The sequence below is a fragment of the Aromatoleum anaerobium genome, from assembly GCF_012910705.2.
GTDB classification, from domain to species: domain Bacteria; phylum Pseudomonadota; class Gammaproteobacteria; order Burkholderiales; family Rhodocyclaceae; genus Aromatoleum; species Aromatoleum anaerobium.
The window spans coordinates 1,293,089-1,317,583 of the sequence record NZ_WTVG02000040.1; the positions used below are offsets into that span (position 1 = coordinate 1,293,089).

The 24,495-nt window shown below is 66.7% G+C and carries 21 protein-coding genes and 1 tRNA gene; 15 read left to right on the plus strand and 7 right to left on the minus strand.

The window, feature by feature from the left end; translation table 11 throughout:
• Positions 1-2: 2 nt before the first annotated feature.
• Both proC and GO606_RS21605 read right to left on the minus strand, forming a co-directional pair.
• Complete coding sequence (gene proC, locus GO606_RS21600) at positions 3-815, minus strand: pyrroline-5-carboxylate reductase (protein WP_169118307.1); 813 nt, start codon at positions 813-815, stop codon at positions 3-5.
• An 8-nt stretch (positions 816-823) separates the two neighbouring features.
• A complete protein-coding gene (locus GO606_RS21605; RefSeq protein ID WP_169118274.1) occupies positions 824-1,525 on the minus strand; it encodes a YggS family pyridoxal phosphate-dependent enzyme in 702 nt (233 codons plus the stop codon).
• 106 nt (positions 1,526-1,631) lie between these two features.
• Here GO606_RS21605 and GO606_RS21610 point away from each other — a divergent pair, with 106 nt between their 5' ends.
• Entirely contained in the window at positions 1,632-2,675 is a 1,044-nt protein-coding gene (locus GO606_RS21610; RefSeq protein WP_169118273.1) for a type IV pilus twitching motility protein PilT, read from the plus strand.
• Positions 2,676-2,791: 116 nt separating this feature from the next.
• On the plus strand, positions 2,792-3,925 hold the full coding sequence (locus GO606_RS21615; RefSeq protein ID WP_169118272.1) for a PilT/PilU family type 4a pilus ATPase: 1,134 nt from the start codon (positions 2,792-2,794) through the stop codon (positions 3,923-3,925).
• Positions 3,926-3,966: 41 nt separating this feature from the next.
• Here the strand turns inward: GO606_RS21615 and GO606_RS21620 are convergent, their stop codons facing one another.
• The 3 genes from GO606_RS21620 to GO606_RS21630 all read right to left on the minus strand — a co-directional run bounded on the left by GO606_RS21620 (position 3,967) and on the right by GO606_RS21630 (position 6,555).
• Complete coding sequence (locus GO606_RS21620) at positions 3,967-5,127, minus strand: THUMP domain-containing class I SAM-dependent RNA methyltransferase (protein WP_169118271.1); 1,161 nt, start codon at positions 5,125-5,127, stop codon at positions 3,967-3,969.
• A gap of 121 nt (positions 5,128-5,248) precedes the next feature.
• Positions 5,249-5,668, minus strand: coding sequence for a CopD family protein (locus GO606_RS21625; protein ID WP_169118270.1), 420 nt, complete (start codon positions 5,666-5,668; stop codon positions 5,249-5,251).
• Positions 5,668-6,555 carry an SDR family oxidoreductase gene (locus GO606_RS21630; protein WP_169118269.1) on the minus strand — a complete coding sequence of 296 codons (888 nt, stop codon included), beginning with the start codon at positions 6,553-6,555 and terminating at the stop codon, positions 5,668-5,670. The genes GO606_RS21625 and GO606_RS21630 overlap by 1 nt, the downstream gene beginning before the upstream one ends.
• A gap of 21 nt (positions 6,556-6,576) precedes the next feature.
• Here GO606_RS21630 and GO606_RS21635 point away from each other — a divergent pair, with 21 nt between their 5' ends.
• The 4 genes from GO606_RS21635 (at position 6,577) to GO606_RS21650 (ending at position 13,110) form a co-directional block, all read left to right on the plus strand.
• A complete protein-coding gene (locus tag GO606_RS21635) occupies positions 6,577-7,602 on the plus strand; it encodes a CDP-6-deoxy-delta-3,4-glucoseen reductase (RefSeq protein WP_169118268.1) in 1,026 nt (341 codons plus the stop codon).
• Positions 7,603-7,606: 4 nt separating this feature from the next.
• Positions 7,607-8,743, plus strand: coding sequence for an EAL and HDOD domain-containing protein (locus GO606_RS21640; protein WP_169118267.1), 1,137 nt, complete (start codon positions 7,607-7,609; stop codon positions 8,741-8,743).
• Between the two features lie 158 nt (positions 8,744-8,901).
• Positions 8,902-10,896, plus strand: coding sequence for a sensor histidine kinase (locus GO606_RS21645; protein WP_169118266.1), 1,995 nt, complete (start codon positions 8,902-8,904; stop codon positions 10,894-10,896).
• Between the two features lie 51 nt (positions 10,897-10,947).
• Entirely contained in the window at positions 10,948-13,110 is a 2,163-nt protein-coding gene (locus GO606_RS21650) for a putative bifunctional diguanylate cyclase/phosphodiesterase (RefSeq protein WP_169118265.1), read from the plus strand.
• Positions 13,111-13,253: 143 nt separating this feature from the next.
• On the opposite strand, the gene GO606_RS21655 is transcribed toward GO606_RS21650, so the two are convergent.
• Both GO606_RS21655 and mutM read right to left on the minus strand, forming a co-directional pair.
• The gene (locus GO606_RS21655; protein WP_169118264.1) at positions 13,254-15,230 is read right to left on the minus strand and encodes a dynamin family protein; all 1,977 of its coding nucleotides are present in this window, start codon (positions 15,228-15,230) and stop codon (positions 13,254-13,256) included.
• A gap of 156 nt (positions 15,231-15,386) precedes the next feature.
• Entirely contained in the window at positions 15,387-16,202 is an 816-nt protein-coding gene (gene mutM / locus GO606_RS21660; RefSeq protein ID WP_011236611.1) for a bifunctional DNA-formamidopyrimidine glycosylase/DNA-(apurinic or apyrimidinic site) lyase, read from the minus strand.
• Positions 16,203-16,394: 192 nt separating this feature from the next.
• On the opposite strand from mutM, the gene GO606_RS21665 reads away from it, so the two are divergent.
• The 9 genes from GO606_RS21665 (at position 16,395) to GO606_RS21705 (ending at position 24,442) form a co-directional block, all read left to right on the plus strand.
• Positions 16,395-18,116 carry a tetratricopeptide repeat protein gene (locus GO606_RS21665; RefSeq protein ID WP_169118263.1) on the plus strand — a complete coding sequence of 574 codons (1,722 nt, stop codon included), beginning with the start codon at positions 16,395-16,397 and terminating at the stop codon, positions 18,114-18,116.
• Entirely contained in the window at positions 18,113-18,697 is a 585-nt protein-coding gene (lolB, locus tag GO606_RS21670) for a lipoprotein insertase outer membrane protein LolB (protein ID WP_211166606.1), read from the plus strand. The genes GO606_RS21665 and lolB overlap by 4 nt, the downstream gene beginning before the upstream one ends.
• Positions 18,679-19,533, plus strand: coding sequence for a 4-(cytidine 5'-diphospho)-2-C-methyl-D-erythritol kinase (ispE, locus tag GO606_RS21675; RefSeq protein ID WP_169118262.1), 855 nt, complete (start codon positions 18,679-18,681; stop codon positions 19,531-19,533). The genes lolB and ispE overlap by 19 nt, the downstream gene beginning before the upstream one ends.
• A gap of 19 nt (positions 19,534-19,552) precedes the next feature.
• Positions 19,553-19,629, plus strand: a tRNA-Gln gene (locus GO606_RS21680).
• 75 nt (positions 19,630-19,704) lie between these two features.
• Positions 19,705-20,655, plus strand: coding sequence for a ribose-phosphate pyrophosphokinase (locus GO606_RS21685; RefSeq protein WP_169118261.1), 951 nt, complete (start codon positions 19,705-19,707; stop codon positions 20,653-20,655).
• A gap of 79 nt (positions 20,656-20,734) precedes the next feature.
• The gene (locus tag GO606_RS21690; RefSeq protein ID WP_169118260.1) at positions 20,735-21,340 is read left to right on the plus strand and encodes a 50S ribosomal protein L25/general stress protein Ctc; all 606 of its coding nucleotides are present in this window, start codon (positions 20,735-20,737) and stop codon (positions 21,338-21,340) included.
• A 51-nt stretch (positions 21,341-21,391) separates the two neighbouring features.
• On the plus strand, positions 21,392-22,012 hold the full coding sequence (pth, locus tag GO606_RS21695; RefSeq protein ID WP_169118259.1) for an aminoacyl-tRNA hydrolase: 621 nt from the start codon (positions 21,392-21,394) through the stop codon (positions 22,010-22,012).
• Positions 22,009-23,100, plus strand: a complete 1,092-nt coding sequence (gene ychF, locus GO606_RS21700) for a redox-regulated ATPase YchF (RefSeq protein WP_169118258.1) — start codon at positions 22,009-22,011, stop codon at positions 23,098-23,100. Before pth ends, ychF begins: the two co-directional genes overlap by 4 nt.
• A gap of 298 nt (positions 23,101-23,398) precedes the next feature.
• Entirely contained in the window at positions 23,399-24,442 is a 1,044-nt protein-coding gene (locus GO606_RS21705) for a Fic family protein (protein ID WP_169118305.1), read from the plus strand.
• Positions 24,443-24,495: the final 53 nt, after the last annotated feature.

Genomic DNA, 24,495 nt, shown 5'->3' on the forward strand with positions numbered 1-24,495 from the left:
GATCAATCCTTTCCGAGCTGTTCGCCGAGTTCGCGGCCGCGCACGTCCGCCGCGTGCACCGCGCGCACGATCGCGTCGAACACGCCCGACGACGCCATGCTCGCGAGCGCGGCCTCGGTCGTGCCGCCTTTCGACGTCACGCGCTCGCGCAACACGCCGGGCGCCTCATCGGAGCCGGCGGCAAGCTTCGCCGCACCGAGCACGGTATCGATCGCCAGCCGCCGCGCGGTTGCCGCATCGAAGCCGAGCGAGGCGCCGGCCGCTTCGAGCGCCTCGATGAAATGGAACACGTAGGCCGGGCCGCTGCCGGAGACGGCCGTCACCGCGTCCATCTGCGCCTCGTCGGCGATCCACACCGTGCTGCCGACGGCGCCGAGAATGCGCTCGGCCGATTCGCGCCCGGCGGCATCCACGGAAGGGTCGGCGTACAGGCCGGTGACGCCGGCGCCGATCAGCGCAGGCGTGTTCGGCATCGCGCGCACCAGCCGATGGTAGCCGCCGAGCCAGCGACCGACGTCGGCGAGCCGCAGGCCGGCGGCGATGCTGACGACCACCTGGCGCGTCAGGCGCCCCGCCAGCGGCGCGACGGCGGCCTTCATCTGTTGCGGCTTGACCGCCAGCACGACGACGTCGCACGCGAGCACCTCGTCATCGACGGCCGGGGCCGTGCGGATGCCGAAGCGCTCCGCGAGCCGCGCGCGGCTGTCGGCCTGCAGGTCGACCGCCTGGATGTCTGCGCTCGCAAAGCCGCGCTCGGCGAGGCCGCCGATCAGCGCGGTCGCCATGTTGCCGCCGCCGAGGAAACTGATCTTCATGCGTTCCGTCATGTTTGCTCCTCGCGCACGTTCCGTGCGCCGAAAATTGCAGTGCCTACCCGCACCATCGTCGCACCTTCGGCGATCGCCAGTTCCAGGTCGTCCGACATGCCCATCGACAGCGTGTCGAGCGCAATCCCCGCGTCGTTGAGGCGATCGCGCAGCTGCCTCAAAGTCGCGAAGCGCGCACGCAACAGCGCTTCGTCGCCCCCCGCTTCGGGAATGCACATCAGCCCGCGCAGCGCCAGACGCGGCAGCTTCGCGACCGCCGCCGCGAACGCCGGCACTTCGTCCGGCGCGACACCGCTCTTGCTCGCCTCGCCGCCGACATTGACCTGGATGCAGACGTTCAGCGGCGGCAGGTCGTCGCCGCGCTGTTCCGACAACCGTTCGGCGAGCTTGAGCCGGTCGACCGAATGGACCCAGTGGAAATGCGCCGCGACGGGACGCGTCTTGTTGCTCTGCAGCGGCCCGATGAAATGCCATTCGAGTTGCAGCGCGTGCAGCTCGACCGCTTTCGCGACACCTTCCCGGACGTAGTTTTCGCCGAACAGCCGCTGGCCGGCGTGCGCCGCCTCGGCCACGCGCTGCGCCGGCTGCGTCTTGCTGACGGCGATCAGCGCGACGTCCTCCGGCGTGCGTCCCGCAGCCCGTGCGGCAGCCGCGACGCGCCGGCGCACGGCTTGCAAGTTCGCGGAGATTGATGTCATATAGCGGCGGATTTCGGCCGTGGATCAGGCGAGCGAGTATATAGCATCGCGACCGGGACGCCCCCGCGCCCCGCAATCCGCCCGGTCAACCTCAAGCGACAATCCCATGGACATCACCGAACTGCTTGCCTTCGCGGTCAAGAACAAGGCATCCGACCTGCATCTGTCGTCCGGACTGCCGCCGATGATCCGGGTACATGGCGACGTGCGCCGCATCAACCTGCCGCCGATGGAGCACAAGGACGTGCACTCGATGGTGTACGACATCATGAACGACGGCCAGCGCAAGCAGTTCGAGGAAGTGCTCGAATGCGACTTCTCGTTCGCAGTGCCGAACCTCGCGCGCTTCCGCGTCAATGCGTTCAACCAGAACCGTGGTGCCTCGGCCGTGTTCCGGACGATCCCGACGAAAGTGCTGAGCCTCGAGGAACTGGACGCGCCGAAGATCTTCAAGGACATCGCCAAGCAGGCGCGCGGCATCGTGCTGGTGACCGGCCCGACCGGTTCGGGCAAGTCGACGACCCTCGCCGCGATGGTCGATTACGTCAACGAGAACGACTACGGCCACATCCTGACGATCGAGGACCCGATCGAATTCGTCCACGAATCGAAGCGCTGCCTGATCAACCAGCGCGAAGTCGCCCGCGACACGCTGTCGTTCAACAACGCGCTGCGCTCGGCGCTGCGCGAGGATCCGGACGTCATCCTCGTCGGCGAATTGCGCGACCTCGAGACGATCCGCCTCGCGCTGACCGGCGCCGAAACCGGCCACCTCGTGTTCGGCACGCTGCACACCTCGTCGGCGGCGAAGACCGTCGACCGCATCGTCGACGTCTTTCCGGCAGCCGAGAAAGACATGGTGCGCGCGATGCTGTCGGAGTCGCTGCGCGCGGTGATCTCGCAGACGCTCTTGAAGACCAAGGACGGCCAGGGCCGCGTCGCGGCGCACGAGATCATGATCGGCACCCCGGCGATCCGCAACCTGATCCGCGAGAACAAGATCGCGCAGATGTACTCGGCGATCCAGACCGGCCAGGCCGTCGGCATGCAGACGCTGGACCAGAACCTCGCCGACCTGGTGCGACGCAACGTCGTGTCGGTTGCCGAAGCGAGGCTGCGCGCGCAGAACAAGGACAATTTCGCCGGGTAAATTTCGCCCGGTGATTCCGGCCCGCGGCGCCGCAACCACCCCTGTTTCACCCCGATTGGCGGCGATAATCGGGCGACTTGGCATTCAAAGCGGACACTTTCCGCGGGAGCGCAGCAATGGAACGCGATCAGGCCCTGAAGTTCATGCACGACCTGCTGCGGCTGATGGTGCAGAAAAACGGCTCGGACCTCTTCATCACCGCCGGTTTTCCGCCAGCGATCAAGGTGGACGGGCGCGTCACGCCGCAGTCGAACCAGACGCTGACGGCGCAGCACACGACCGAACTCGCGCGCGCGATCATGAACGACCGCCAGGCGGCCGAGTTCGAGTCGACGAAGGAATGCAACTTCGCGATCTCGCCGCCGGGCGTCGGGCGCTTCCGCGCCAACGCGTTCATCCAGCAAGGCAAGGTCGGCCTCGTGCTGCGCACGATTGCGCAGACGATCCCGAACTTCGACGAGCTCGGCATGCCGCCGGTGCTGCGCGACATCGCGATGGCCAAGCGCGGGCTGGTGATCTTCGTCGGCGGCACCGGCACCGGCAAGACGACCTCGCTCGCGGCGATGGTCGACTTCCGCAACGAACACTCCTACGGCCACATCATCACCGTCGAGGACCCGATCGAATACGTGCATCAGCACAAGAACTGCATCGTCACGCAGCGCGAGATCGGCATCGACACCGACAATTGGGAAGCGGCGCTGAAGAACACGCTGCGCCAGGCGCCCGACGTGATCCTGATGGGCGAAATCCGCGACCGCGAGACGATGGACTACGCGATCGCGTTTGCCGAAACCGGCCACCTGTGCCTGGCGACGCTGCACGCGAACAGCGCCAACCAGGCGATCGACCGGATCATCAATTTCTTCCCCGAAGACCGCCGCCCGCAGCTGCTGATGGACCTGTCGCTGAACCTGCGCGGGCTGATCTCGCAGCGCCTGCTGCCGCTCAAGGAGCGCAAGGGGCGCGTGCCGGCGGTCGAGGTGCTGCTGAACTCGCCGCTGATCGCCGACCTGATCTTCAAGGGTGAAGTGCCGGGGATCAAGGAGGTCATGAAGCGCTCGCGCGAGCTCGGCATGCAGACGTTCGACCAGAGCCTGTTCGACCTCTACGAGGAAGATCGGATCAGCTACGAGGACGCGCTGCGCAACGCCGACTCGGTCAACGATCTGCGCCTGCAGATCAAGCTCAACAGCAAGCACGGCGACAAGGACCTGGTGTCGGGCATCCAGCACCTCGACATCGTGTGAAGCGTCCGGCCTCCGGGCCGCTGCCTCCGCAGGCCGCGCGCCTACTCGCCGCCGGCCGGCTTGCGCCGCATGCTGCCGGCAACCATGCGGTATTCGAACAGCCGGCACTCGAGCGCGCCGTTGAACAGCGGCGTGCGCTTGCTGGCCTTGAGCCCGATCAGTTTGGGCAGCGCCGGGTCGGCCGTGAGGAAATAGCAGCGCCAGCCGCTCCAGCGCTGCTTCAGCGCGTCGCCGAACTGCGGATACAGCGCCGCCAGCTCTTCCGCCTCGCCGATGCGCACGCCATAGGGCGGATTGGTCACCAGCACGCCCGACTGCGCCGGCGGTTCGAGCTTGAGGAAATCGGCGCGGTCGAGGACGACGCAATCGCCGAGCCCCGCCGACTGCAGGTTGACGCGGCTGCGCCGCACCTGCTCGCCGACGATATCCGAGCCGTATATCTTCAGCCGCCGCGGCGGCTGGCGACGTGCCTCGGCCGCCTGCCGGATGCTTGCCCAGGCCGCGCGATCGAGATGACGGAAGCGCTCGAACGCGAAGCCGCGACCGAGCCCCGGCGCGATGTCCAGCGCGATCTGCGCTGCCTCGATGAGGAAAGTGCCGCTGCCGCACATCGGATCGAGCAGCGCTTCGCCCGGCTGCCACCCCGACAGGCGCAGGATGCCGGCGGCAAGGTTTTCCTTCAGCGGCGCTTCGACGGCGGCCGGCTTGAAGCCGCGCTTGTACAGCGGCTCGCCGGAGGTATCGAGATACAGCGTGACGCGGTCGCGCGTCAGGAAGGCGTGGATGCGGATGGCCGGATTCGCGGTGTCGACGCTCGGGCGCTTGCCGGTCACGGTGCGGAAGTGATCGCACACCGCGTCCTTGATGCGCAACGTGATGAATTCGAGGCTTTTCAGCGGCGACTGCTTCGCCGTGACATGGATGCGGATCGTGTCGTCGACGGTGAACCACTTCGCCCAGGTCACGCCGTAGGCGAGGCGATAGATGTCCTCCTCGCTCTGGTAGCGCCCCTCGGCGAGGCGCCACATGACGCGGGTCGCGAGGCGGCTCTCGAGGTTGGCGCGGTAGCACACGCGCCAGTCGCCGGAAAAACCGACCCCGCCGTGGGTCGGCGCGATCGAAGCGGCGCCGAGCGTCGCGAGTTCCTCGGCGAGCGCCGGCTCGAGGCCGCGCGGACAGGGGGAAAAAAAGGATTCGGACATATCGGGGACCGCGACGGGAAAGGGAAGGGAAAGAAAGGAAAGGGAATCGGAAAGGATGCGACGCATCGGGCGGCGCGGCGGCAAAGCGATCGTGCGACCGCCTCGCCGCCGGCACTGTACGTCAGAACGGCTTCAACACCGCGAGAAAGACGACCGCGAACAGCACCAGCACCGGCACTTCGTTGAACACCCTGAACCAGACATGGCTGCGGGTGTTGCGGCCGGCGGCGAAATCCCGCATCAGTTTGCCGCAGTACAGGTGGTACGCGACGAGGAACAGCACCAGCATCGTTTTCGCATGCAGCCAGCCGCCGATCGCGATCCTGTCGCCGAAGCCGAACCACAGCCAGAAGCCGAGGCCGACCGCGAGGATGCCGAGCGGCGTCATGAACCGGTACAGCTTGTATTCCATCAGCGCGAGGCGCTCGCGCGTCGCCGCGTCCTCGACCATCGCATGGTTCACGAACAGGCGCGGCAGATAGAACAGCCCGGCGAACCAGCTCACGACGAACGTGATGTGCAGCGCCTTGACCACCAGCATCAAATGTTTCCTCCGCGATCGTTGCGTGCCGCGGCGAACCCTTCGCGCACGGTCGGGTATTTCAGGCGCACGCGCAATTCGCGCCGGATGCGCTCGTTCGACAAACGGCGCGACTCCGACATGAACGACAGCGCCATCGGCGAGAGGGCCGCGGCAATGTCGTCCCGGCTCATGCGCGGCGGCCGCGGAACGCCAAAAAAATCCGCGGCGAAGTCGAAATAGTCCCCCATCTTCATGCTCGTATCATCGACCGCGTTATACACCCGCCCCGGGCGTCCGCGAAAGATCGCGACACAGGCGAGCTGTGCGAGGTCATCGGCATGAATGTGGTGGGTATGCACGTCCTGCTCTGCCAGCAGCACCGGCTCGCCCCGCTGCAGGCGAGCGAGCGGCAGGCGGTCGGCGGCATAAATGCCGGGCGCGCGCAGGATGCTGACGGCAACTGCGCAGCGGCGCCCGAAACGCCTCAGGCGGCGCTCGGCGTCGACGCGGCGCCGTGCCCGATCGGTCCGCGGCGCGCAACGGCTCGCCTCGCCGACCCACGCGCCGCCGCAGTCGCCATAGACGCCCGTCGTACTTATGTATATGACCCGCTGTGGTAGACTCGGCCGCTGCGCCAGCGCTGCCAGCAGCCATGCGGTACGCGGGTCCTGGAGTCCGGCGCCCGGAGGCGGGGCGAAATGCAGGACCGTGTCGGCGATCCCGGCCAGTCGTGCGAGGCTGCGCCGGTCGTCGAGATCCGCGAGCAACGGGATCGCGCCGCGGGAGCGGAGCGCCGCGCACGCGGTCGGGCTGCGCGTCACGGCATATACCCGGAAGCGTTTCGCCAGCCACGGAATCGCCCGCATGGCAACGTCACCGCTGCCGACGATCAATATTCTCTTCATGTCTTAATTATCTCACGCCCGATGCCGTTCCAGATTTCACTCGAGCCTGACGGACAGCGCTTCACCGCCGAAGACGACCAGACCATTCTCGACGCGGCGCTCGCGGCCGGACTGCTGCTTCCGCACGGCTGCCGGGACGGCGCGTGCGGCGCATGCAAGGGGCGGGTGCTCAGCGGCGAGGTGGACATCGGCCAGGTTTCGCCGAGCGCGCTGCCCGACGCGGAGCGCGCTGCCGGCCTCGCGCTGTTCTGCCGCGCCCGCGCCCGCAGCGATCTCGTCCTTGAAGCGCGCAACGTGCGCCGCGCCGGCGACATCCCGGTCAGGAAGCTGCCGTGTCGCGTGCAGCGCCTGCGCCGCGTGGCTCACGACGTGATGATCGTCGAGGTGAAGCTGCCGGCCAGCGAGACTTTCCGCTTCCGTGCCGGCCAGTACATCGACTTCATCCTCGCCGGCGGCGGCCGCCGCAGCTTCTCGATCGCCAATGCGCCGGAGGATGCCGATCACCTCGAACTGCACGTCCGGCACGTGCCCGGCGGACAATTCACCGACCACGTGTTCAACGCGATGAAAGAGCGCGACATCCTGCGCTTCGAAGGCCCGCTCGGCAGCTTCGGCCTGCACGAAGGCTCCAGCGGACCGACGGTGCTGATCGCGGGCGGCACCGGGTTCGCGCCGATCAAGAGCATCGTCGAGCACGCGATCCGCACCGGAGAACGACGTCCGATAACGTTGTATTGGGGCGCGCGCGACCGCGCCGGTCTTTACCTCGACGACCTGGCCCGCTCATGGGAATCGCTGCTGCCCGGCTTCCGGTACGTTCCGGTCCTCTCCGAACCCGGCCCAGGCGACTCGTGGAACGGGCGAACGGGTCTCGTCCACCACGCCGTGATGCAGGACCTCCCCGATCTCTCCGCCCATGAAGTGTATGCCTGCGGCGCTCCGGCGATGATCGACGCGGCGCGCCGGGACCTCGTCGCCGAGCGCCACCTGCGCGCAGAGACTTTCTTCTCCGACGCATTCACCTTCGCTTCCGACGCGGGCCGCTGAGACGATGGCCGAGACTGCCTTTCTCACGCGCGAACCGGTCGTCAACCGCAACCGGGCGATCACCGCGAACCGCTTGATTGCCCATGGCCCGCATATCGCCGCCGTGGTGGAAATGCTCAACGGACTCGGCGAGACGTGGCCGACGCATCACCCCGTTTTCCTCTGCCTCGGCAAACTCGTGCCGATGCCGGAGCTGATGAAGTGGCAGGCGCCGACGAACGCGATGATCGAGATTCCGGTGCAGGCCCTCGCCCATCCGCAGACCCAGGCCCTGCTGCCGCAGCTGCGCGAAGCCGGCGTCAGCGTATGCCTGAGCTGGTTCTCGCCGGGAACGCCTGTGCCGGCCGGCTACGACTGGCGCTTCGTCCTGATGGACAGCAGGAAGCATCAGGCCTCGTCGGGTTCGCCCGGCATTGCCCTCGCGTGGGGGCTGCCCCATGTCGACGCCTTCGGGCAGGCCGTCCAGGCCGGCTACGACGGCGCCTCCGGCTGGTTCTTCCTGCACGGCAATCAGCCGCCGAAGCAGCTGTCGCCGGCGCACGCGCAACTTGTCCGGCTGATCGGGCTGGTGCGCCACAACGCCGACATCCGCGAGATCGAGGCCGTGCTGCGCCAGGACGTCGCGGTTTCCTACAAGCTGTTGCGCTACATCAACTCCGCCGGATTCGGGCTGATGTGCGAGATCCAGTCCTTCCGCCACGCGGTCAGCATCCTGGGCTACGCGAAACTGCACAAATGGCTGTCGTTGCTGCTGGTCACCGCGAACCGCGACCCGGGCGCGCCGGCGATGATGCAGACGTCGATTTCGCGCGGCCGGTTCATGGAGGAGATCGGCGCGTCGTTCTTCGACAAGTCCGAGCGTGACAACCTGTTCATCACGGGCGCATTTTCGCTGCTCGACGTCATGCTCGGGACGTCGATGCAGAGCCTGCTCGAGGAGATGAGCCTTCCCGCCGCGGTCAGCGACGCGCTGCTTCTGGATCAGGGCGCCTATGCGCCTTTCCTGAAGCTGGCGAAAAAGTGCGAAAGCTTCGACCCTGCGGCGTTGCAGAAGCAGGCGGCGGAACTGCAGATCGCTCCGGAGCAGCTCAACCGCGCAATCGTCGGCGCGCTGGGCTTCGCGGACAGCCTGCAGGCTTGAGCGGCCCGCAGCCCGAGGGCACTCTCCCCCTGTCGGCAGCGTCCGCAGACGCAGGATCAGGCATGCGTTAGTCGTTCCCGCAGGCATTCGGTCACATCGCGCGCAACGCGTCGCCCCTAGAATGCCCCATTGTCCCGACAAAAGCGCCCGGCCACCCGATGACGGTCCTGTCCGAGCAAGGCCTCTTCCCTGTCCGTTCTTTCGCCCCCCTGGCCGAGCACCGGGAGGGGGCGCTGCGGCTGCTCGTTCCCGACGCGCCCGACTGGGACGAGCTCGCGTCGCTGATCCTGCGCGACCCGGCCCTGCTGTGTGCGATTTTCGCCGCCGCCCCGCTGCCGCCGCCCCAGCGCCTCGCCTCGACACTGCGCGTCGAACTCTCGCAGCGGCTGCAGATCCTCGGTGCCAGCGTGCTGCGTGCCTGGCTGCTGCAGCTCGCATGGAGCGCGGCCCCTGTCGATCGCGATGCCCGCCTGCGCTACGGCGAGGCCCTGATGGGGGCTGAATGCGCGCTCCATCTCGCCCTGGAAACCCGCTACCCGTATCCGGACGAAGCCTATCTCGCCGGCCTGTGGCACCCGTTCGGAGCGACCGTCGCCCACCGCTGCGGGCTCGCCGGCCCGCTTGCCGACGCGCTGGCATTCGACCACCCGCTGGAAGAAGCCGTGCTGTCCGCCCATCCGCTCGTGCCCCTGCTGCGGACGGCGCGCCGGCTCGCCCGCGAGGGCTGGGAACGCGAGTTGCCAAGCCTCGTGCGGATGTGCGGCTTGGCGGTCGAGACGCTCCTGAGCCTGCGTACCGACGTCGGCTTCCTGGTGCGGCAGTCCTCGGCCCCGCCGGCGCTGACCGACGCGATGGTCGACGAACCGGGCGGCGAGCGGACCGGCGGCGGTGCGCGGGTTGTTGCCAGACCGGGGGCCTCTTGCGGATCGGGCCTTGATGCGGTGCTCGACACGGCGCTGTCCGGACTGCTGCGGACCGCCTTCATGGACCTCGACCCGCAACGCGTCGCGGAGCGCCTCGCCATGGCGCTTCGCCTGCTGTGCGGAAACGATGCGGATGCGGTATTGGTGGTCGCCGCCGACGAGCACGGCATCCTCCAGGCGCTGCCGCTGGGCGCGGGGCAGGACATTGCGCAAGCGTACGGCGAACTGCGCCTGCGCCTCGAGGACGAAGCCAGCATCATCGCGCTGGCGGCCCGCACGGCAAGCCCTTCGTCATGTTTCCCGCGCTCCGGCGTGCCGCCGCGGAGCGTCCACGACTGGCACATCGTGCGCTGGCTCGGCCGGGAAGGGATCCGCTGCGTACCCTTGGGGTTGAAGGACGGCGCGGGCGTTGCCGTCATCGCAGCCGACGAGCGCAGCCCGCTGGCGCCCGCGGCGGCCCGCATCCTGGCCGAACTCGCGACCGCCGCTGCGCGGGCCCTGCGCGACCTCGACCAGCGGCAGAGCGCTCGCGCCGAAGCCGAAGAACGCATCGAGGCGCATCATCGCGAACATGTCCGACGCATCGTCCACGAGGCGCGCAACCCTCTCACCGTCATCAAGAGTTACCTCGGCATCGTCGCCCAGCGCCATCCGGGCGCCAGCGGACTCGCCGGGGAAATGGACGCGCTGCACGGCGAGCTGGACCGCATCGCCGACCTTCTGCAGCGGGCAGCCGAGACTCCGGCTGCCGAATCCGAACCCGCACGCTGCCGCGTCCCCGAACTGCTGCAGGAACTCCACGGCCTGTACGGCGAATCCCTGTTCGCCCGGCGCGGCATCCGGTTCGAGCTGCGCGCCGCAGCCGCTCTGCCTGCTGCCGCAATCCCGGGTTCGGCGCTCCGCCAGGTGCTGTTGAACCTGTTCCGCAATGCGGCCGAGGCCCTTCACCCGGGCGGCCGCTTCTCGGTTGCCGTTCCCGGGCAGGTGCTTGCAAACGGCAGGCAATGCCTTGAAATCCGCCTGATCGACAACGGCCCCGGCCTGCCCCCGGAGCGGCTCGCGGATCTTTTCAGCCCCCGTCCGAGCGGCAAGGGCAGCGGCCACGACGGCATCGGCCTGTCGATCGTCCGTGAAATCCTCGAACAATGGCACGGCCTGATCCTCTGCCGCAGCCAGGCCGGCAGCGGCACCAGCTTCCAATTGCTGTTACCTCTGGATACAAACACCTGAACTGAGGCATCATTGTCCGTCCATCGAGTGCATTGATCAGATCGGAGAACCATGGTTATTCCGGCAGAAGAGCCTTTCTACGACAGTGCATCCGACTCTCGTACGGATTCCGCGTCGGCGCGGATCCTGATCGTCGATGACGACGCACCGCTGCGGCGCGCCCTGCCGCACCTGCTCGCCCGCGACGGGCGCAGCTTCGACGAGTGCGCGAATGTCGCCGAAACGATTGCACGGCTCCACGACACGCAGTACGACCTGATCCTGCTCGACTACCGCCTGCCGGACGGTACCGGTCTTGCCGTGCTCGACTGGCTCGCGAGCCGTCGCCGCAGCGAAGCCGTGATCATGATTTCCGGCGAGGATGCGATCGACGCCGCGATCGGCGCGTTGCGGCGCGGGGCGGACGACTTCGTGCGCAAGCCCTACCATGTCGCGCAGTTGCAGCGCGCCGTGCAGGGCGCGCTGCACAAAACGGCGCTGGAACGCGCGAACCGGGCCATGAGCAGCCGCCTGCACGCATCCGAACGGCTGCACCGCTACCTCGTCGAGAGTTCGCCGGACCTGATCTTCACGCTCGATACCGCGGGCCGCTTCAGTTACCTCAACCCGCGCGTCGAAGACCTCCTCGGATTCGAGCGCGACCAGCTGATCGGCCGCCCGTTCCTGTCGCTCGTGATGCCGGAAGACGCCGAGCGCATCGAACACCTGCTGGAGGCGGAACAAACCGCGGCCGGCGCTGCCTTTTCCGTCGAACTGCGCCTGCGCCGCCCAAGGCAGGCAGGGGCCGGATACGTCACCGTGGCGCTGCAGGGGACGCCGATGCTTGCCGGCATCGCCGACCGGCGCACCTGCGGGCTGTACGGCGTCGCCCGCGACATTTCCGAACGCAAGCGCGCCGAAGAGATCATCACTTTCCAGGCCTATCACGACCAGCTCACCCAGCTGCCGAACCGGGTGCTGTTCAAGGACCGGCTCGAACTGGCAATCGTCCAGGCGCAGCGCCAGCGCGGCACGCTGGCCGTGATGTTCATCGACGTCGACCGCTTCAAGCTGGTCAACGACAGCTACGGCCACGCCGAGGGCGACGCGCTGTTGCGCGGTATCGCAGACCGCCTGTCCGCGGCGCTGCGACGCGGCGACACGCTGGCGCGACTGGGAGGCGACGAGTTCACGATCCTGCTTCCGGACATCGGCCACGCCCGCGATGCCGAAATCACTGCACGCAAGATCCTCGAGGCGCTCGACACCCCGTTCACGCTCGGGCATGGCGAGTTCCGGGCGACGGCGAGTGTCGGCGTCGCGCTCTATCCGCGCGACGGCGGGACTGCCGAAGCGCTGACCCAGCACGCCGACATCGCGATGTATCAGGTCAAGCGTTCGGGAAAGAACGGTTTCCGGTTCTTCGATCCGGAACTCAACCACCACCATCATGACCGGATCACGCTCGAAAACGATCTGCGCGCGGCAGTCGACCAGTCCCAGTTGCAGCTTTACTTCCAGCCCCAGGTCAGCCTCTCGCAACAGCGGGTCGTCGGCACCGAGGCCTTGTTGCGCTGGAACCGTCCGGCCCACGGTTTCGTCGCCCCCGACCTGTTCATCCCGCTCGCGGAGGAACTCGGCCTGATCGGCGAAATCAGCCGCTGGGTGTTGAACGCGGCATGCAGGCAACTGGCGCAGTGGCGGCGGGCCGGGTTTGCCGACCTGAAGATGTCGCTCAATCTGTCGACGCACGATTTCGAACGTGAGGACATCGTCTCCGCAGTCATCGAGTGCCTGCAACGGCACGACATCCCGCCAAGCCGTCTCGACCTCGAAATCACCGAAAGCATGATGATGCAGGATACGGCGCTTGTCGCGCACAAGGTGCGGCAACTGCGCGACGCCGGTCTCGGCATCGCGATCGACGATTTCGGCACCGGTTATTCGGCGCTTGCCTATCTGCAGAAAATCCCCGTCAGCACGTTGAAGATCGACCGCAGCTTCGTGCGCGACCTCGACGGACCGGTGACGAATCCGATCATCTCGGCAATCACCGGCATCGCGCGCGGTTTCGGGCTGCAATTGATCGCCGAAGGCATCGAACGCCCGGCGCAGGCCGAAACGCTCCGGGCTCTCGGATGCGACGTAATGCAGGGTTTCTATTATTCGCGCCCCACTCCGCCGAATGAAACCGTCGCATGGATGACGAGGCCGCCGGCCGGTTTGCTGAACTGAGCCCGCCGGCCACTGCTCCGGGCGGGCGGTACGACGGGACATCGGGGCTCTCCGCCAACTCGACCTCGATTCGATCGCCTCCATCGCGCCAAGTTGTGCCGTCAAGCCCAGTTTGCCTTCCTGGTTTTTTCGGACCCCGTCGCTCAGGCGGCGCAGGAAACCGGCCCGCCGGAGCGGGCGGACAACCCCGACACCGGCGCGCCGAGCACCACGTGGATCGCCGCCTCGAGCCCGGCCAGTTCGTCGAGCTGCGCGAGCATCGCGGCCTCGGCCTGTGCGAGCTCGGCGATCCGTTCTTCGAGGGTGTCGGTTGCCTGGTGGATGCGCTTGACGCTTTCGAGCCGGCGCTTGAGCTGGAGCTGGTATTCCCGCACCTGCGTCTCGAGCGGCGACATCACCGCCCGCAACCAGCGCTCGACGTCCCGATTGGCGACTTCGAAGGTGCGTCGCGCCTGAACCGCGACTGTTTCGAAGAAACGCTGCGTCAGTGTGTGCTTTTCGATCGTCACGAGCGTGAGCGCGGTGTTGATCTGGCGATTGAACGCGACTTCGAGCCGTTCGAGTTCGCGCTCGTAGCGCAATGTCGAAAACGCTTCGGGCGCGGCCAGCTTGAGTCCGTGCTCGACGCTGAAACGCTTGTACATGCTGTCGAGCATGCGCGTGATCTCGGCGATCTCGCCCGCCGATCGCGCCAGGCTGCCGCGCAGGTTTTCGAAGAAACCTTCCATCGCCGCGCTCAGGCCTTTCGAGAACGTGGATTCCAGCATGGCTTCGCGGGTGCGGCGCGTCTCGTCGCGCAACATGTCCATGCCCAGGTGGGCGAGCAGGTTGTTCGTCAGGTTCGAGAACACGCTGCGCACTGCGTAGTACTTCTGCAGCCCTTCCTCGAACTCGGTTTTTTCCGTGCGGATCTTGCGCATCATGTATTCGATGACGCTCTGGTTCTTGCCCCGCAGATCGGTGAGCTCGTGCAATTGCTCGCGCAGCCCGGAAAGCCGCGCGCCGAGGAGTTCGCGCGCCTGCAGGATCAGGTCGTCGGTTTCGCCGAGCGCACCATCGCGGACGATTTCCTGCTTCGTCGGCAGCAGCTCCTCGCCGAGCGCGCGCTCCAGCGCGCCGAGGCGACTGCGTTCGAGCAGCGCTTCGTCATCGTGGATCCGCGCGACCAGCCCTTTCTGTGCCGACACCGGGAAGACACTTTCCGCAGGCACTCCCAGCGCGCCCGCGACCGAGCGCAGTTGCCGGTCGATTTCCTCGTCGATGCGGGCCTCGTCGCGCAGACCGTCCCACAGACCATCGATCTTGTTCAGCACGACGAGTCCTCCCCTCCTCCCTCCGCCCGGGCCGCCGCGCACGTATTCGCGCCACACCGCGAGGTCGCTGTGCGTAACGCCGGTATCGGCTGCGAGGATGAACAGCACCGCGTGCGCATTCGGCAGCAGCGACAGCGTGAGCTCGGGCTCCGCGCCGATCGCATTGAGGCCCGGCGTGTCGAGCACGACCAGCCCCTGTTCGAGCAGCGGGTGCGGAAACTGGACCACGACGTGCCGCCAGCTCGGGATTTCGACGAGGCCGTCGAGGCCGGCCTTGAGCCCGTCCGCGCTGGCCGGATCGACTTCGAAGCCCAGCTGCCGTGCCTCGGTGGGCGACACCCGCTCGGTGTCGCCGACCCGCGAGAATCCCTGCTGCAGGCTGCCGACCGAGCCGACGTCGAGCGGCAGCACGAGCCATTCCTGCGGGAACCGCTTGAGCTCGCTGACGTTCGCGTGCGTCGCCCGGGTACGGATCGGCAGCAGACGGATCTCGGGGCATGCATCCGCGCTCCATTGCAGTTCGGTCGGGCACATTGTCGTGCGGCCGGCGCTCGATGGCAGCACGCGGTCGCCATAGCCGGAGAAAAAAAGCGCGTTGATCAGTTCCGACTTGCCGCGCGAGAACTCGGCGACGAAGGCCACCGTGAGCTTGTCGTCGCGCAGGCGTTCGAGCACACACTGCAGCCGCAGGTCGCCCTGCGCATCGCCGATCTCGCTGTGCGACAGCCATTGGCGCAAGCGGCCGACAGCAGACGAGGCTGCGGCCCGCCACTGGCTGTAAGCCGAGAATTGGTCAACCAGGGTCATGTCGGTCTCGCTCGCACGCGGAGGTTCACCGCGCAAATATTACACACGGCGCCAGCATAACCCCGATTCCGGCACCATCCAATTTGGGACTGGCGCCAGGTAACGGGTGCATCCCGCCGGTATCGCTCCAGCGGGGAAAGGGTTTCCCGGAACCGCTCAGCGCCGCTGGCAGCGCGGGCAGAAAAAAGTCGAGCGCTGGCCGATCACGACACGACGAACGGGCGTGGCACATACCCGGCACGCCAGGCCTTCACGCCCGTACACGAAGTACTGCTGCTGGAAATACCCGGCGCGCCCGTCCCCACCGACGAAGTCCCGCAACGTGCTGCCCCCGGCGTCGATCGCCGCGAGCAGCGTTTCGCGCACCGACGCGACAAGGCGCGCAAGGCGCTGCGGCCCGATCGCGCCGGCCGGTGCGAGCGGATGGATGCGGGCGCGGAACAGGCTCTCGGACGCGTAGATGTTGCCGACTCCGACGACACGGTGCGCATCCATCAGCGTCTGCTTGATCGAGAGCCGCACTCCACGCGTCGCTTCATGCAGCCAGGCGCCGGTAAAACCGCGCTCGAGCGGCTCGCGCCCGAGCGCCGCGAGCAGCGGGTGGGACAAGCCGTCGCCCGCATGCCACAGCACGAGGCCGAACCGGCGCGGATCGCGCAGCCGCAGCGCCTCGGCACCGAACACCAGGTCGACGTGATCGTGCACGCCCGCGGGCTCGTCGGCCGACACCACCCTGAGGCTGCCGGACATGCCAAGATGCACGAGGACGCTGCCGTGCGGAAAATCCAGCAGAAGGTATTTCGCACGGCGCCGCACGCCCTGCAGTCGCTCGCCGACGAGCGTCTGCGCGAGATCCGCGGGCACTGGCTGGCGCAACCGCGGATTGCGCACTTCGAGCGCAGTCAGGGTCCGCCCGGCGACGAGCGGGCGAATGCCGCGGCACGTGATTTCCACCTCCGGCAATTCCGGCATCGGCAATCCTTCTTCGAATTCCTCGCGCAAGCGCGTGCTTGCTCATGCGACGTGAAACTGCATAACATGGGGCGAACGGAATCGCCTCCGGCCCTTCTAATCCACCACCACTCGTTGGCGGACCCCAGCATACAGCCGGATACGGCGACTTGCAGCGTCCGCGGCTTCACGGAATCCCCTCGGGCATCAACCATGAATCGCACTCTTTCCCTGCTCACTGCCGGCCTCGGGCTGGCGATCGCGTTTGCGTTCCCGGCGTTCGCCCAGACGCCCGCCCTCGACGCTGCCGCCCCCTCGGCGGAAAGGACCGAGGTTCCGGGGCAGCCGCTGACCGCGCAGATGCTATACACATTCCTGCTGGCCGAGATCGCCGGGGCCCGCGGCGAAATCGGCATCTCGGTGCAAGCCTACCTCGATCTGGCGCAACGCACGCGCGACCCGCGCATCGCGCGGCGCGCAGTCGAAATCGCGCTGTTCGCGCGCAACCTGTCCGCCGCCACCGAAGCTGCCAGGATCTGGATCGACGTCGAGCCCGAGTCCGCCGAAGCCCGGCGCGTGATGGCCGGAATTCTCTCCGGCGGCAGCGGGCAGCTCGAGCAGGTGCAGATCCAGCTCGCGCGCCTGCTGGCAGAGTCGCCAGACCAGATCGAAAACCACCTGATGGGGCTCAACCGCGCATTCGCGCGCATCGACGACAAGCAGGCGGTGAAAGGCATCATCGACCGCCTGACCGAACCGTACCTCGACCTCCCCGAGGCGCAATTCGCCCGCGCGCAGGCCGCGATCGCCGCCGACGACGCGATCGCATCGCTCGCCGCGATCGACCTCGCGCTCGGGCTTCGCCCGGATTGGGAGCTTGCGATCCTGTTCAAGGCGCAGCTGCTGGCGCAGTCCGATTCGCCCGACGCGGCGCTGCAGCTCATCAAGGAGCATATCGACCGTCACCCCGAGAGCCAGAACGCGCGCGTTGCCTACGCGCGGGGCCTTGTTTCGGCACGCCGCTTCGAGGCGGCACGCGACGAGTTCCGCAAGCTCCTCGACAATGCGCCAAACGATCGCGACCTGATGTACGCGGTCGGCCTGCTGTCGGCCCAGCTCGACGATTTCGACGCCGCTGCGCCACTGCTCGAGCAGGCGCTGAACGCCGGCCATCCGGAAGCGGACGGTATCCGCCTCAACCTCGGCCAGATCGCCGAACGCCGCGACGACAGCGAAGGCGCGCTGCGCTGGTACCGCACAGTCGAGCACGGACGCCACCACACCGACGCCCAGATCCGCATCGCGGCGCTGCTCGCGCAACAGGGGAAACTGCAGCAGGCGCGCGAACATCTGCAGTCGGTGCAGGCCGGACCCGACACGATCAAGCGGCTGCGGCTCGCCGAAGCGCAACTGCTGCGGGCCGAAGGGCGCGAAGCCGAAGCGCTCGAACTCATCGACGGCGAACTGCGCAAGGCGCCTGAAGACCCGGACCTGCTCTACGAGTCGTCGATGCTCGCCGAACAGCTCGGGCAGCTCGACGTCATGGAAGGGCGCCTGCGCAAGCTCATCTCCCTGCAGCCCGACCACGCCCACGCCTACAACGCGCTCGGGTATTCGCTGGCCGACCGCGGACTGCGCCTCGACGAAGCCGAAGCGCTGATCGGCCGCGCGCTGGAACTGACGCCCGGCGATCCCTTCATCCTCGACAGCATGGGCTGGGTCAACTTCCGGCAGGGCGACGCGGCCACGGCGCTCGCACATCTCGAAAAAGCCTACAGCCTGCATCCCGACCCCGAAATCGCCGCCCACTTGGGCGAGGTATTGTGGAGCCTGAACCGCCAGGCCGACGCCACGCGGATCTGGAACGAAGCCTTGCAGGCTCACCCCGACAGCACGGTGTTGAAGAACATCATGCAGCGTTTCGGCCAGCGATGAACCGGCCTCTTGCAGGGTTTGTGGCGATCGCGGCGCTCACGACCGTCGCGCTGACCGGCTGCGCGATCCAGCCCGCCCCGCCGGCGGCGACAGTCGCGCCGCGGCCGATCGCCTCCGCGTTCGAACTCGAAGGCCGCATTTCGGCGACCGATGGCGAGCGCGCTGCGAACGGCGGGTTGCAGTGGTTTCATTCGCCGGCCGTGGACGAATGGACCGTCCTGAGCCCGCTCGGCCAGATCGTCGGCCAACTCGTCACGTCCGCGGAAAGCGCCCGACTACGCACCGCTGACGGGCGCGTCGAGCACAGCGACGACGCCGCTGGCATGCTGCACCGGTTGCTCGGTGTCGCCGCACCGCTCGACGGGCTTGCCTACTGGGTGCAGGCGGCGGCACGCCCTGGCGCCCGCGTGCTCGGCACAGATGAGCGGGGCCGTCCGGCGCGCATCACCGACGCCGGCTGGACGATCGACTACGTCGAATATGCCGGCGCTGCGGTCGACGCGATGCCACGCCGGATCGATGCCCACTGGGGCGACGCCCGTATTCGGCTTATCATCGATCAATGGACACCGCTGAACTGACCCGTCTCGCCGATTGCCCGGCGCCGGCGAAGCTGAACCTCTTCCTGCATGTCATCGGGCGCCGTCCGGATGGCTACCACCTGCTGCAAACGGCGTTTCGCCTGCTCGACTGGGGCGACGCGCTGTCGTTCGAGCTGCGCCATGACGGCGTCGTCGCACGCGTCACCGATCTTCCCGGCGTTTCTGCCGAGCATGACCTCGTCGTGCGCGCCGCGCGGCTGCTGCAGTCATACACCGGCTGCCGCCTCGGCGCCGACATCCGCGTCGACAAGCGACTGCCGATGGGTGGCGGTCTCGGCGGCGGCAGTTCGGACGCCGCGACGACGCTGATCGCGCTGAACCGTCTGTGGCGCACCGGCGTCCGCGGTGAAGAGCTCACCGCGCTCGGGCTGCGGCTCGGCGCCGACGTCCCGTTTTTCATCTTCGGCCGCGACGCGTTCGCCGAAGGCGTCGGCGACGAACTGCGCCCGCTCGACCTCCCGCCAGCCTGGTACGTCGTCGTCGCGCCGCCGGTCACGGTACCCACCGTGGAAATTTTTGCAGCAGGGGAGTTGACGCGGGATACCGAACCCATCAAAATTATGGACTTCGCAGCGAGCACCACTCGTAACGATCTGCAAGCAGTTGCCTGCAGCCGTTATCCCGAGATCGGTGCAGCAATCGACTGGCTGGCGCAGTTTGCGCCGGCGCGAATGACCGGTTCGGGCGCCTGCGTATTTGCGCAGGTGGCAAGCGAGGACGACGCCGAACGCATCGTCGCAAGCTGCCCGGGGTCGTACCGGGCATGGAAAGCGCGCAGCGTGATGCAGCATCCGCTTCGTGGCTGGGTCGGTTGAGCGGGCGAAAAGGTTTTACTGGGGAGTCGCCAAGTTGGTCAAGGCACCGGATTTTGATTCCGGCATTCGAAGGTTCGAATCCTTCTTCCCCAGCCAGTAAATTACGGGCAGGCCGCGCGCCTGCCCGTATCGTTTCATCCTCGCCATCCTATCGGCATCGGAGTTTCGGACATGGCCTACGGCAGCCTGATGGTCTTCACCGGCAACGCCAACCCCAAGCTTGCCGCGGACGTCGTTCGCAGACTGGGCATTTCGATCGGGGCGGCCACGGTGGGCCGGTTCTCCGACGGTGAAGTCAATATCGAACTGCTCGAAAACGTCCGCGGCAAGGACATCTTCGTGCTGCAGCCGACCTGCTCGCCGACGAACGAGAACCTGATGGAACTGCTGGTCCTCGTCGATGCGCTCAAGCGCGCGTCCGCAGGCCGCATCACCGCCGCGATCCCGTACTTCGGCTACGCCCGCCAGGATCGCCGCCCGCGCTCGGCGCGCGTGCCGATCACCGCGAAAGTCGTCGCCAACATGCTGCAGGCCGTCGGGGTGCAGCGCCTCCTGACGATGGACCTGCACGCCGACCAGATCCAGGGCTTTTTCGACATCGCGGTCGACAACGTCTATGCCGCGCCGGTGCTGCTCGCCGACCTCGACAAGCAGAAATACGACGACCTCCTGGTCGTGTCGCCCGACGTCGGCGGCGTCGTGCGCGCCCGCGCATTCGCGAAGCGCATGGAATGCGATCTGGCGATCATCGACAAGCGTCGCCCGAAGGCGAACGTGTCCGAAGTCATGAACATCATCGGCGAGGTCAAGGACCGCACCTGCGTGATCATGGACGACATCGTCGACACCGCCGGCACGCTGTGCAAGGCCGCGACCGCGCTGAAGGAAAACGGCGCCCGCCGCGTCCTGTCCTATTGCACCCATGCGGTGCTGTCCGGTTCGGCGGCCGCTCGCATCGCCGATTCCGACCTCGACGAACTGGTCGTCACCGACACCATCCCGCTGCGCGCCGACGCCAAAGCCTGTCCGCGCATCCGCCAGATCTCGGTCGCCTCGCTGCTCGCCGACACCGTGCTGCGGATCAGCAACGAGGAATCGGTCAGCTCGCTGTTCATGGAATGAATTTTCGCCGCCGGCACGAGCCGGCGGCCCAACCCATCCGCCTGGTCGCGGGCGGATCGTTTCAACCAGGAGTCACACAATGCAAATCGTATTCAAGGCCACCCAGCGCGTGGAACAGGGCACGGGTGCGAGCCGCCGCCTGCGTCGCGCCGGCCAGATCCCCGGCATCATCTACGGTACCGACGCCGATGCACAAGCGATCACGGTCGACCACAACGAGCTCTACCACCTGCTGAAGAAGGAAGCCTTCCACGCTTCGGTGCTGGCGATCGACGTCGAAGGTGCAAAGCAGACCGTCGTGTTGCGCGATGTCCAGTGGCATCCGTACAAGCAGCAAGTGCTGCACCTCGACTTCCAGCGCGTTGATGCGAGTCACAAGCTCCACCTGAAAGTGCCGCTGCACTTCGTGAATGGCGACACCAACCCGGCGGTCAAGCTGGGCGGCTGCATGATCTCGCACACGATCACCGAACTCGACGTCGAATGCCTGCCGGCGAACCTGCCTGAATTCATCGAAGTCGACCTGCAAACGCTCGAAGCCGGCCAGTCGATCCACGTCTCGCAGATCAAGCTGCCCGAAGGCGTCGAGGTCGTCCACCACGGCGAAGGCGACCCGGTCGTCGCGACCGCGCTGACCGTCAAGGGCGGTGCGGCCGAGGCTGCCGAAGGCGAAGCCGCGGCCTGAGGCTGCGACTTCTCGTTCGCAGCCCGCCGGGATCATGGAGACATCGATCCGATGAGCGCCGCAGCCCCGCGCCTCGTCGTCGGCCTCGGCAATCCCGGCGCCGAATACACCGAAACCCGGCACAACGCCGGGTTTTGGTTTTGTGAGCGGCTCGCCGACAAGCTCGGCGTGCGCTTCAGCCACGAGTCGCGTTTTCATGGCTTCGTCGCCAATGCACGCGACGCCGGCGTGTGGCTGCTGATGCCGCAAACCTACATGAACCGCTCGGGCCAGGCCGTCGGCGCGCTGGCGCGCTTCTACCGCATCGCGCCGGCCGAAATCCTCATCGTCCACGATGAACTCGACATCCCGCCGGGCCAGTTGCGTCTGAAATTCGGCGGCGGACTTGGCGGCCACAACGGCCTCAAGGACACGTCGGCCCACCTCGCCACCAACGATTACTGGCGGTTGCGCATCGGTATCGGCCATCCCGGCGACCGCAACGAAGTCGTCAATTACGTGCTGAAATCCGCGCGTCGCGAAGAACAGGCGCAGATCGACGAAGCGCTCGACCGCGCACTGGCCGCGTGGCCGCTGATCGCACGCGGCGAATGGAACGCTGCCACCACCCGACTCAACGCCCGCCCGGCCGCGCCGAAGCCGGCGAAACCCAAGGACGAATCGCGCCCATGAGCCTCAAATGCGGAATCGTCGGCCTGCCCAATGTCGGCAAGTCGACCCTCTTCAATGCCCTGACGAAGTCCGGCATCGCCGCCGAAAATTATCCGTTCTGCACGATCGAGCCGAATGTCGGCATCGTCGAAGTGCCCGACGCGCGGCTCGACGCGCTGTCCGACATCGTCAAGCCGCAGAAGGTGCAGCCGGCGATCGTCGAGTTCGTCGATATCGCGGGCCTCGTTGCCGGCGCCTCGAAAGGCGAAGGCCTCGGCAACCAGTTTCTCGCGAACATCCGCGAGACCGACGCGATCGTGCATGTCGTGCGCTGCTTCGCCGACGAGAACGTCGTGCATGTATCGGGCAGCGTCGATCCGATCCGCGACATCGAGATCATCGACACCGAACTCGCGCTCGCCGACCTGGCGACCGTCGACAAGGCGCTCGCCCGCTACAAGCGTCCCGCCGCCGCCGGCGACAAGGACGCGAAGGTCCTCGTCGCGGTGCTCGAGAAATGCATCGCGCAGCTGGACCAGGCCAAGCCGGTGCGCGCGCTCGACCTGGCGAAGGACGAATGGGCGAGCCTGAAGCCGTTCTGCCTGATCACCGCGAAACCGGTGCTGTACGTCGCGAATGTCAAGGAAGACGGTTTCGAGAACAACCCGCATCTGGACGCCGTCGTCGCGCACGCGGCAGCCGAGAAAGCAGAGGTGGTCGCGATCTGCGCCGCAATCGAAGCCGAGATCGCCGAACTCGACGACGCCGACAAGGCGGAATTCCTCGCCGACCTCGGCCTCGCGGAACCGGGCCTGAACCGGCTGATCCGCGCCGGCTACAAGCTCCTCGGCCTGCAGACCTACTTCACCGCCGGCGTCAAGGAAGTGCGCGCCTGGACGATCCACGTCGGCGACACCGCGCCGCAGGCGGCCGGCGTGATCCACACCGATTTCGAACGCGGCTTCATCCGCGCCCAGACGATCGCGTTCGACGACTTCATCGCGTACAAGGGCGAACAGGGCGCGAAGGAAGCCGGCAAGATGCGCGCCGAAGGCAAGGACTACGTCGTCAAGGACGGCGACGTGCTGAACTTCCTGTTCAACGTCTGACCGCGTGCGCTGGGATCAGGGCATCCCACCGCACCCCACGAAACCCCGTAAATCCTTGTGGTTACGGGGTTTCTTGTTGGTGGTTTCTGATGTCCCTTGTCCTCCCATCAAGAGCGGGTACGTTAGCAGCCGATCAGGCCACACGTTGGGGAGGGTGGCCAATGCATCGGTACCTCGTCAAAAATGGGTTGAAATGGGTACCAAATCGGGCACCGTCACCCACCGCCGGGGACCGATGATCTATGCAAACTCGATTTTTGCACGAGAATGGGTGTAAATGGATATAGTATTGGACGCCATGATTCAGCCCAACACCGTCCAGATCACTCCCGAAGTCCTGAGCCTCATCGCCGGCATCGATGAGTTCAAGGGCGCCTGGCGTGCGTTCGGCACGCTGGCGCCAGATCGGCTCTCGGCGCTGCGGCGCGTGGCCACGATCGAGAGCATCGGCTCGTCCACCCGCATCGAGGGCAGCAAGCTGTCGGACCGCGAGGTCGAGCGCCTGCTGTCCAACCTGCAGATCAAGTCGTTTACGACGCGCGACGAACAGGAGGTTGCCGGCTACGCGGAAGTCGTGGAGCTGGTTTTTGCCTCCTGGCCTGACATCACCCTGACCGAAAACCACATCAAGCAACTGCATCGCGATCTGCTGGCCTACAGTGAGAAGGACGCCTGGCACCGGGGCAACTACAAAACGTCATCCAACAGCGTGGCCGCATTCGACGAAGGCGGCAAGGAACTCGGCGTGGTGTTCGAGACGGCGACACCCTTCGACACGCCGCGTCTGATGATCGAGCTGGTGACCTGGTTCAACGAGGAGCGGACCAGCGGCGGGCTTCATCCGCTGTTGCTCATCGCCTTGTGGGTCGTGGTGTTCCTGGAGATACACCCTTTCCAAGACGGCAACGGCCACCTGAGCCGCGTGCTGACCACCTTGCTGCTGCTACAGGTCGGCTATACCTACGTGCCTTACAGCTCACTCGAAAGCGTGATTGAGCAGAGCAAGGAGGCCTACTATCTCGCGCTGCGGCAGACTCAGGGGACGATCCGGACCGAGTCTCCGAACTGGCAACCCTGGCTCGTCTTTTTCCTGCGCGCGTTGGCGGAACAGGTCCGTCGCCTCAATCGTAAGGTGGAGCGCGAGAGATTGGTGCTGGCGGCGCTGCCCGAGCTATCGCTGCGGATCGTCGAGTTTATGCGGGAGCATGGGCGCATCACGATGGGGGATGCGATTCGACTCACAGGGAGTAATCGCAACACGCTCAAGCAGCATTTCCGGGCTTTGGTGGAACGCGGACACCTTACGCAGTACGGGGCCGGTCGAGGCGTCTGGTATGGGTGAACTTCTCTGCGACCGGATCTGCGAGTCCTGCGCTGAATGAATGATATCCAAAA

Bases quoted from the DNA above. Each gene is read 5' to 3' on its own strand.
- proC (WP_169118307.1), bottom strand. From the start codon at position 815: ATGAAGATCAGTTTCCTCGGCGGCGGCAACATGGCGACCGCGCTGATC.
- GO606_RS21605 (WP_169118274.1), bottom strand. From the start codon at position 1,525: ATGACATCAATCTCCGCGAACTTGCAAGCCGTGCGCCGGCGCGTCGCG.
- GO606_RS21610 (WP_169118273.1), top strand. From the start codon at position 1,632: ATGGACATCACCGAACTGCTTGCCTTCGCGGTCAAGAACAAGGCATCC.
- GO606_RS21615 (WP_169118272.1), top strand. From the start codon at position 2,792: ATGGAACGCGATCAGGCCCTGAAGTTCATGCACGACCTGCTGCGGCTG.
- GO606_RS21620 (WP_169118271.1), bottom strand. From the start codon at position 5,127: ATGTCCGAATCCTTTTTTTCCCCCTGTCCGCGCGGCCTCGAGCCGGCG.
- GO606_RS21625 (WP_169118270.1), bottom strand. From the start codon at position 5,668: ATGCTGGTGGTCAAGGCGCTGCACATCACGTTCGTCGTGAGCTGGTTC.
- GO606_RS21630 (WP_169118269.1), bottom strand. From the start codon at position 6,555: ATGAAGAGAATATTGATCGTCGGCAGCGGTGACGTTGCCATGCGGGCG.
- GO606_RS21635 (WP_169118268.1), top strand. From the start codon at position 6,577: ATGCCGTTCCAGATTTCACTCGAGCCTGACGGACAGCGCTTCACCGCC.
- GO606_RS21640 (WP_169118267.1), top strand. From the start codon at position 7,607: ATGGCCGAGACTGCCTTTCTCACGCGCGAACCGGTCGTCAACCGCAAC.
- GO606_RS21645 (WP_169118266.1), top strand. From the start codon at position 8,902: ATGACGGTCCTGTCCGAGCAAGGCCTCTTCCCTGTCCGTTCTTTCGCC.
- GO606_RS21650 (WP_169118265.1), top strand. From the start codon at position 10,948: ATGGTTATTCCGGCAGAAGAGCCTTTCTACGACAGTGCATCCGACTCT.
- GO606_RS21655 (WP_169118264.1), bottom strand. From the start codon at position 15,230: ATGACCCTGGTTGACCAATTCTCGGCTTACAGCCAGTGGCGGGCCGCA.
- mutM (WP_011236611.1), bottom strand. From the start codon at position 16,202: ATGCCGGAATTGCCGGAGGTGGAAATCACGTGCCGCGGCATTCGCCCG.
- GO606_RS21665 (WP_169118263.1), top strand. From the start codon at position 16,395: ATGAATCGCACTCTTTCCCTGCTCACTGCCGGCCTCGGGCTGGCGATC.
- lolB (WP_211166606.1), top strand. From the start codon at position 18,113: ATGAACCGGCCTCTTGCAGGGTTTGTGGCGATCGCGGCGCTCACGACC.
- ispE (WP_169118262.1), top strand. From the start codon at position 18,679: ATGGACACCGCTGAACTGACCCGTCTCGCCGATTGCCCGGCGCCGGCG.
- GO606_RS21685 (WP_169118261.1), top strand. From the start codon at position 19,705: ATGGCCTACGGCAGCCTGATGGTCTTCACCGGCAACGCCAACCCCAAG.
- GO606_RS21690 (WP_169118260.1), top strand. From the start codon at position 20,735: ATGCAAATCGTATTCAAGGCCACCCAGCGCGTGGAACAGGGCACGGGT.
- pth (WP_169118259.1), top strand. From the start codon at position 21,392: ATGAGCGCCGCAGCCCCGCGCCTCGTCGTCGGCCTCGGCAATCCCGGC.
- ychF (WP_169118258.1), top strand. From the start codon at position 22,009: ATGAGCCTCAAATGCGGAATCGTCGGCCTGCCCAATGTCGGCAAGTCG.
- GO606_RS21705 (WP_169118305.1), top strand. From the start codon at position 23,399: ATGATTCAGCCCAACACCGTCCAGATCACTCCCGAAGTCCTGAGCCTC.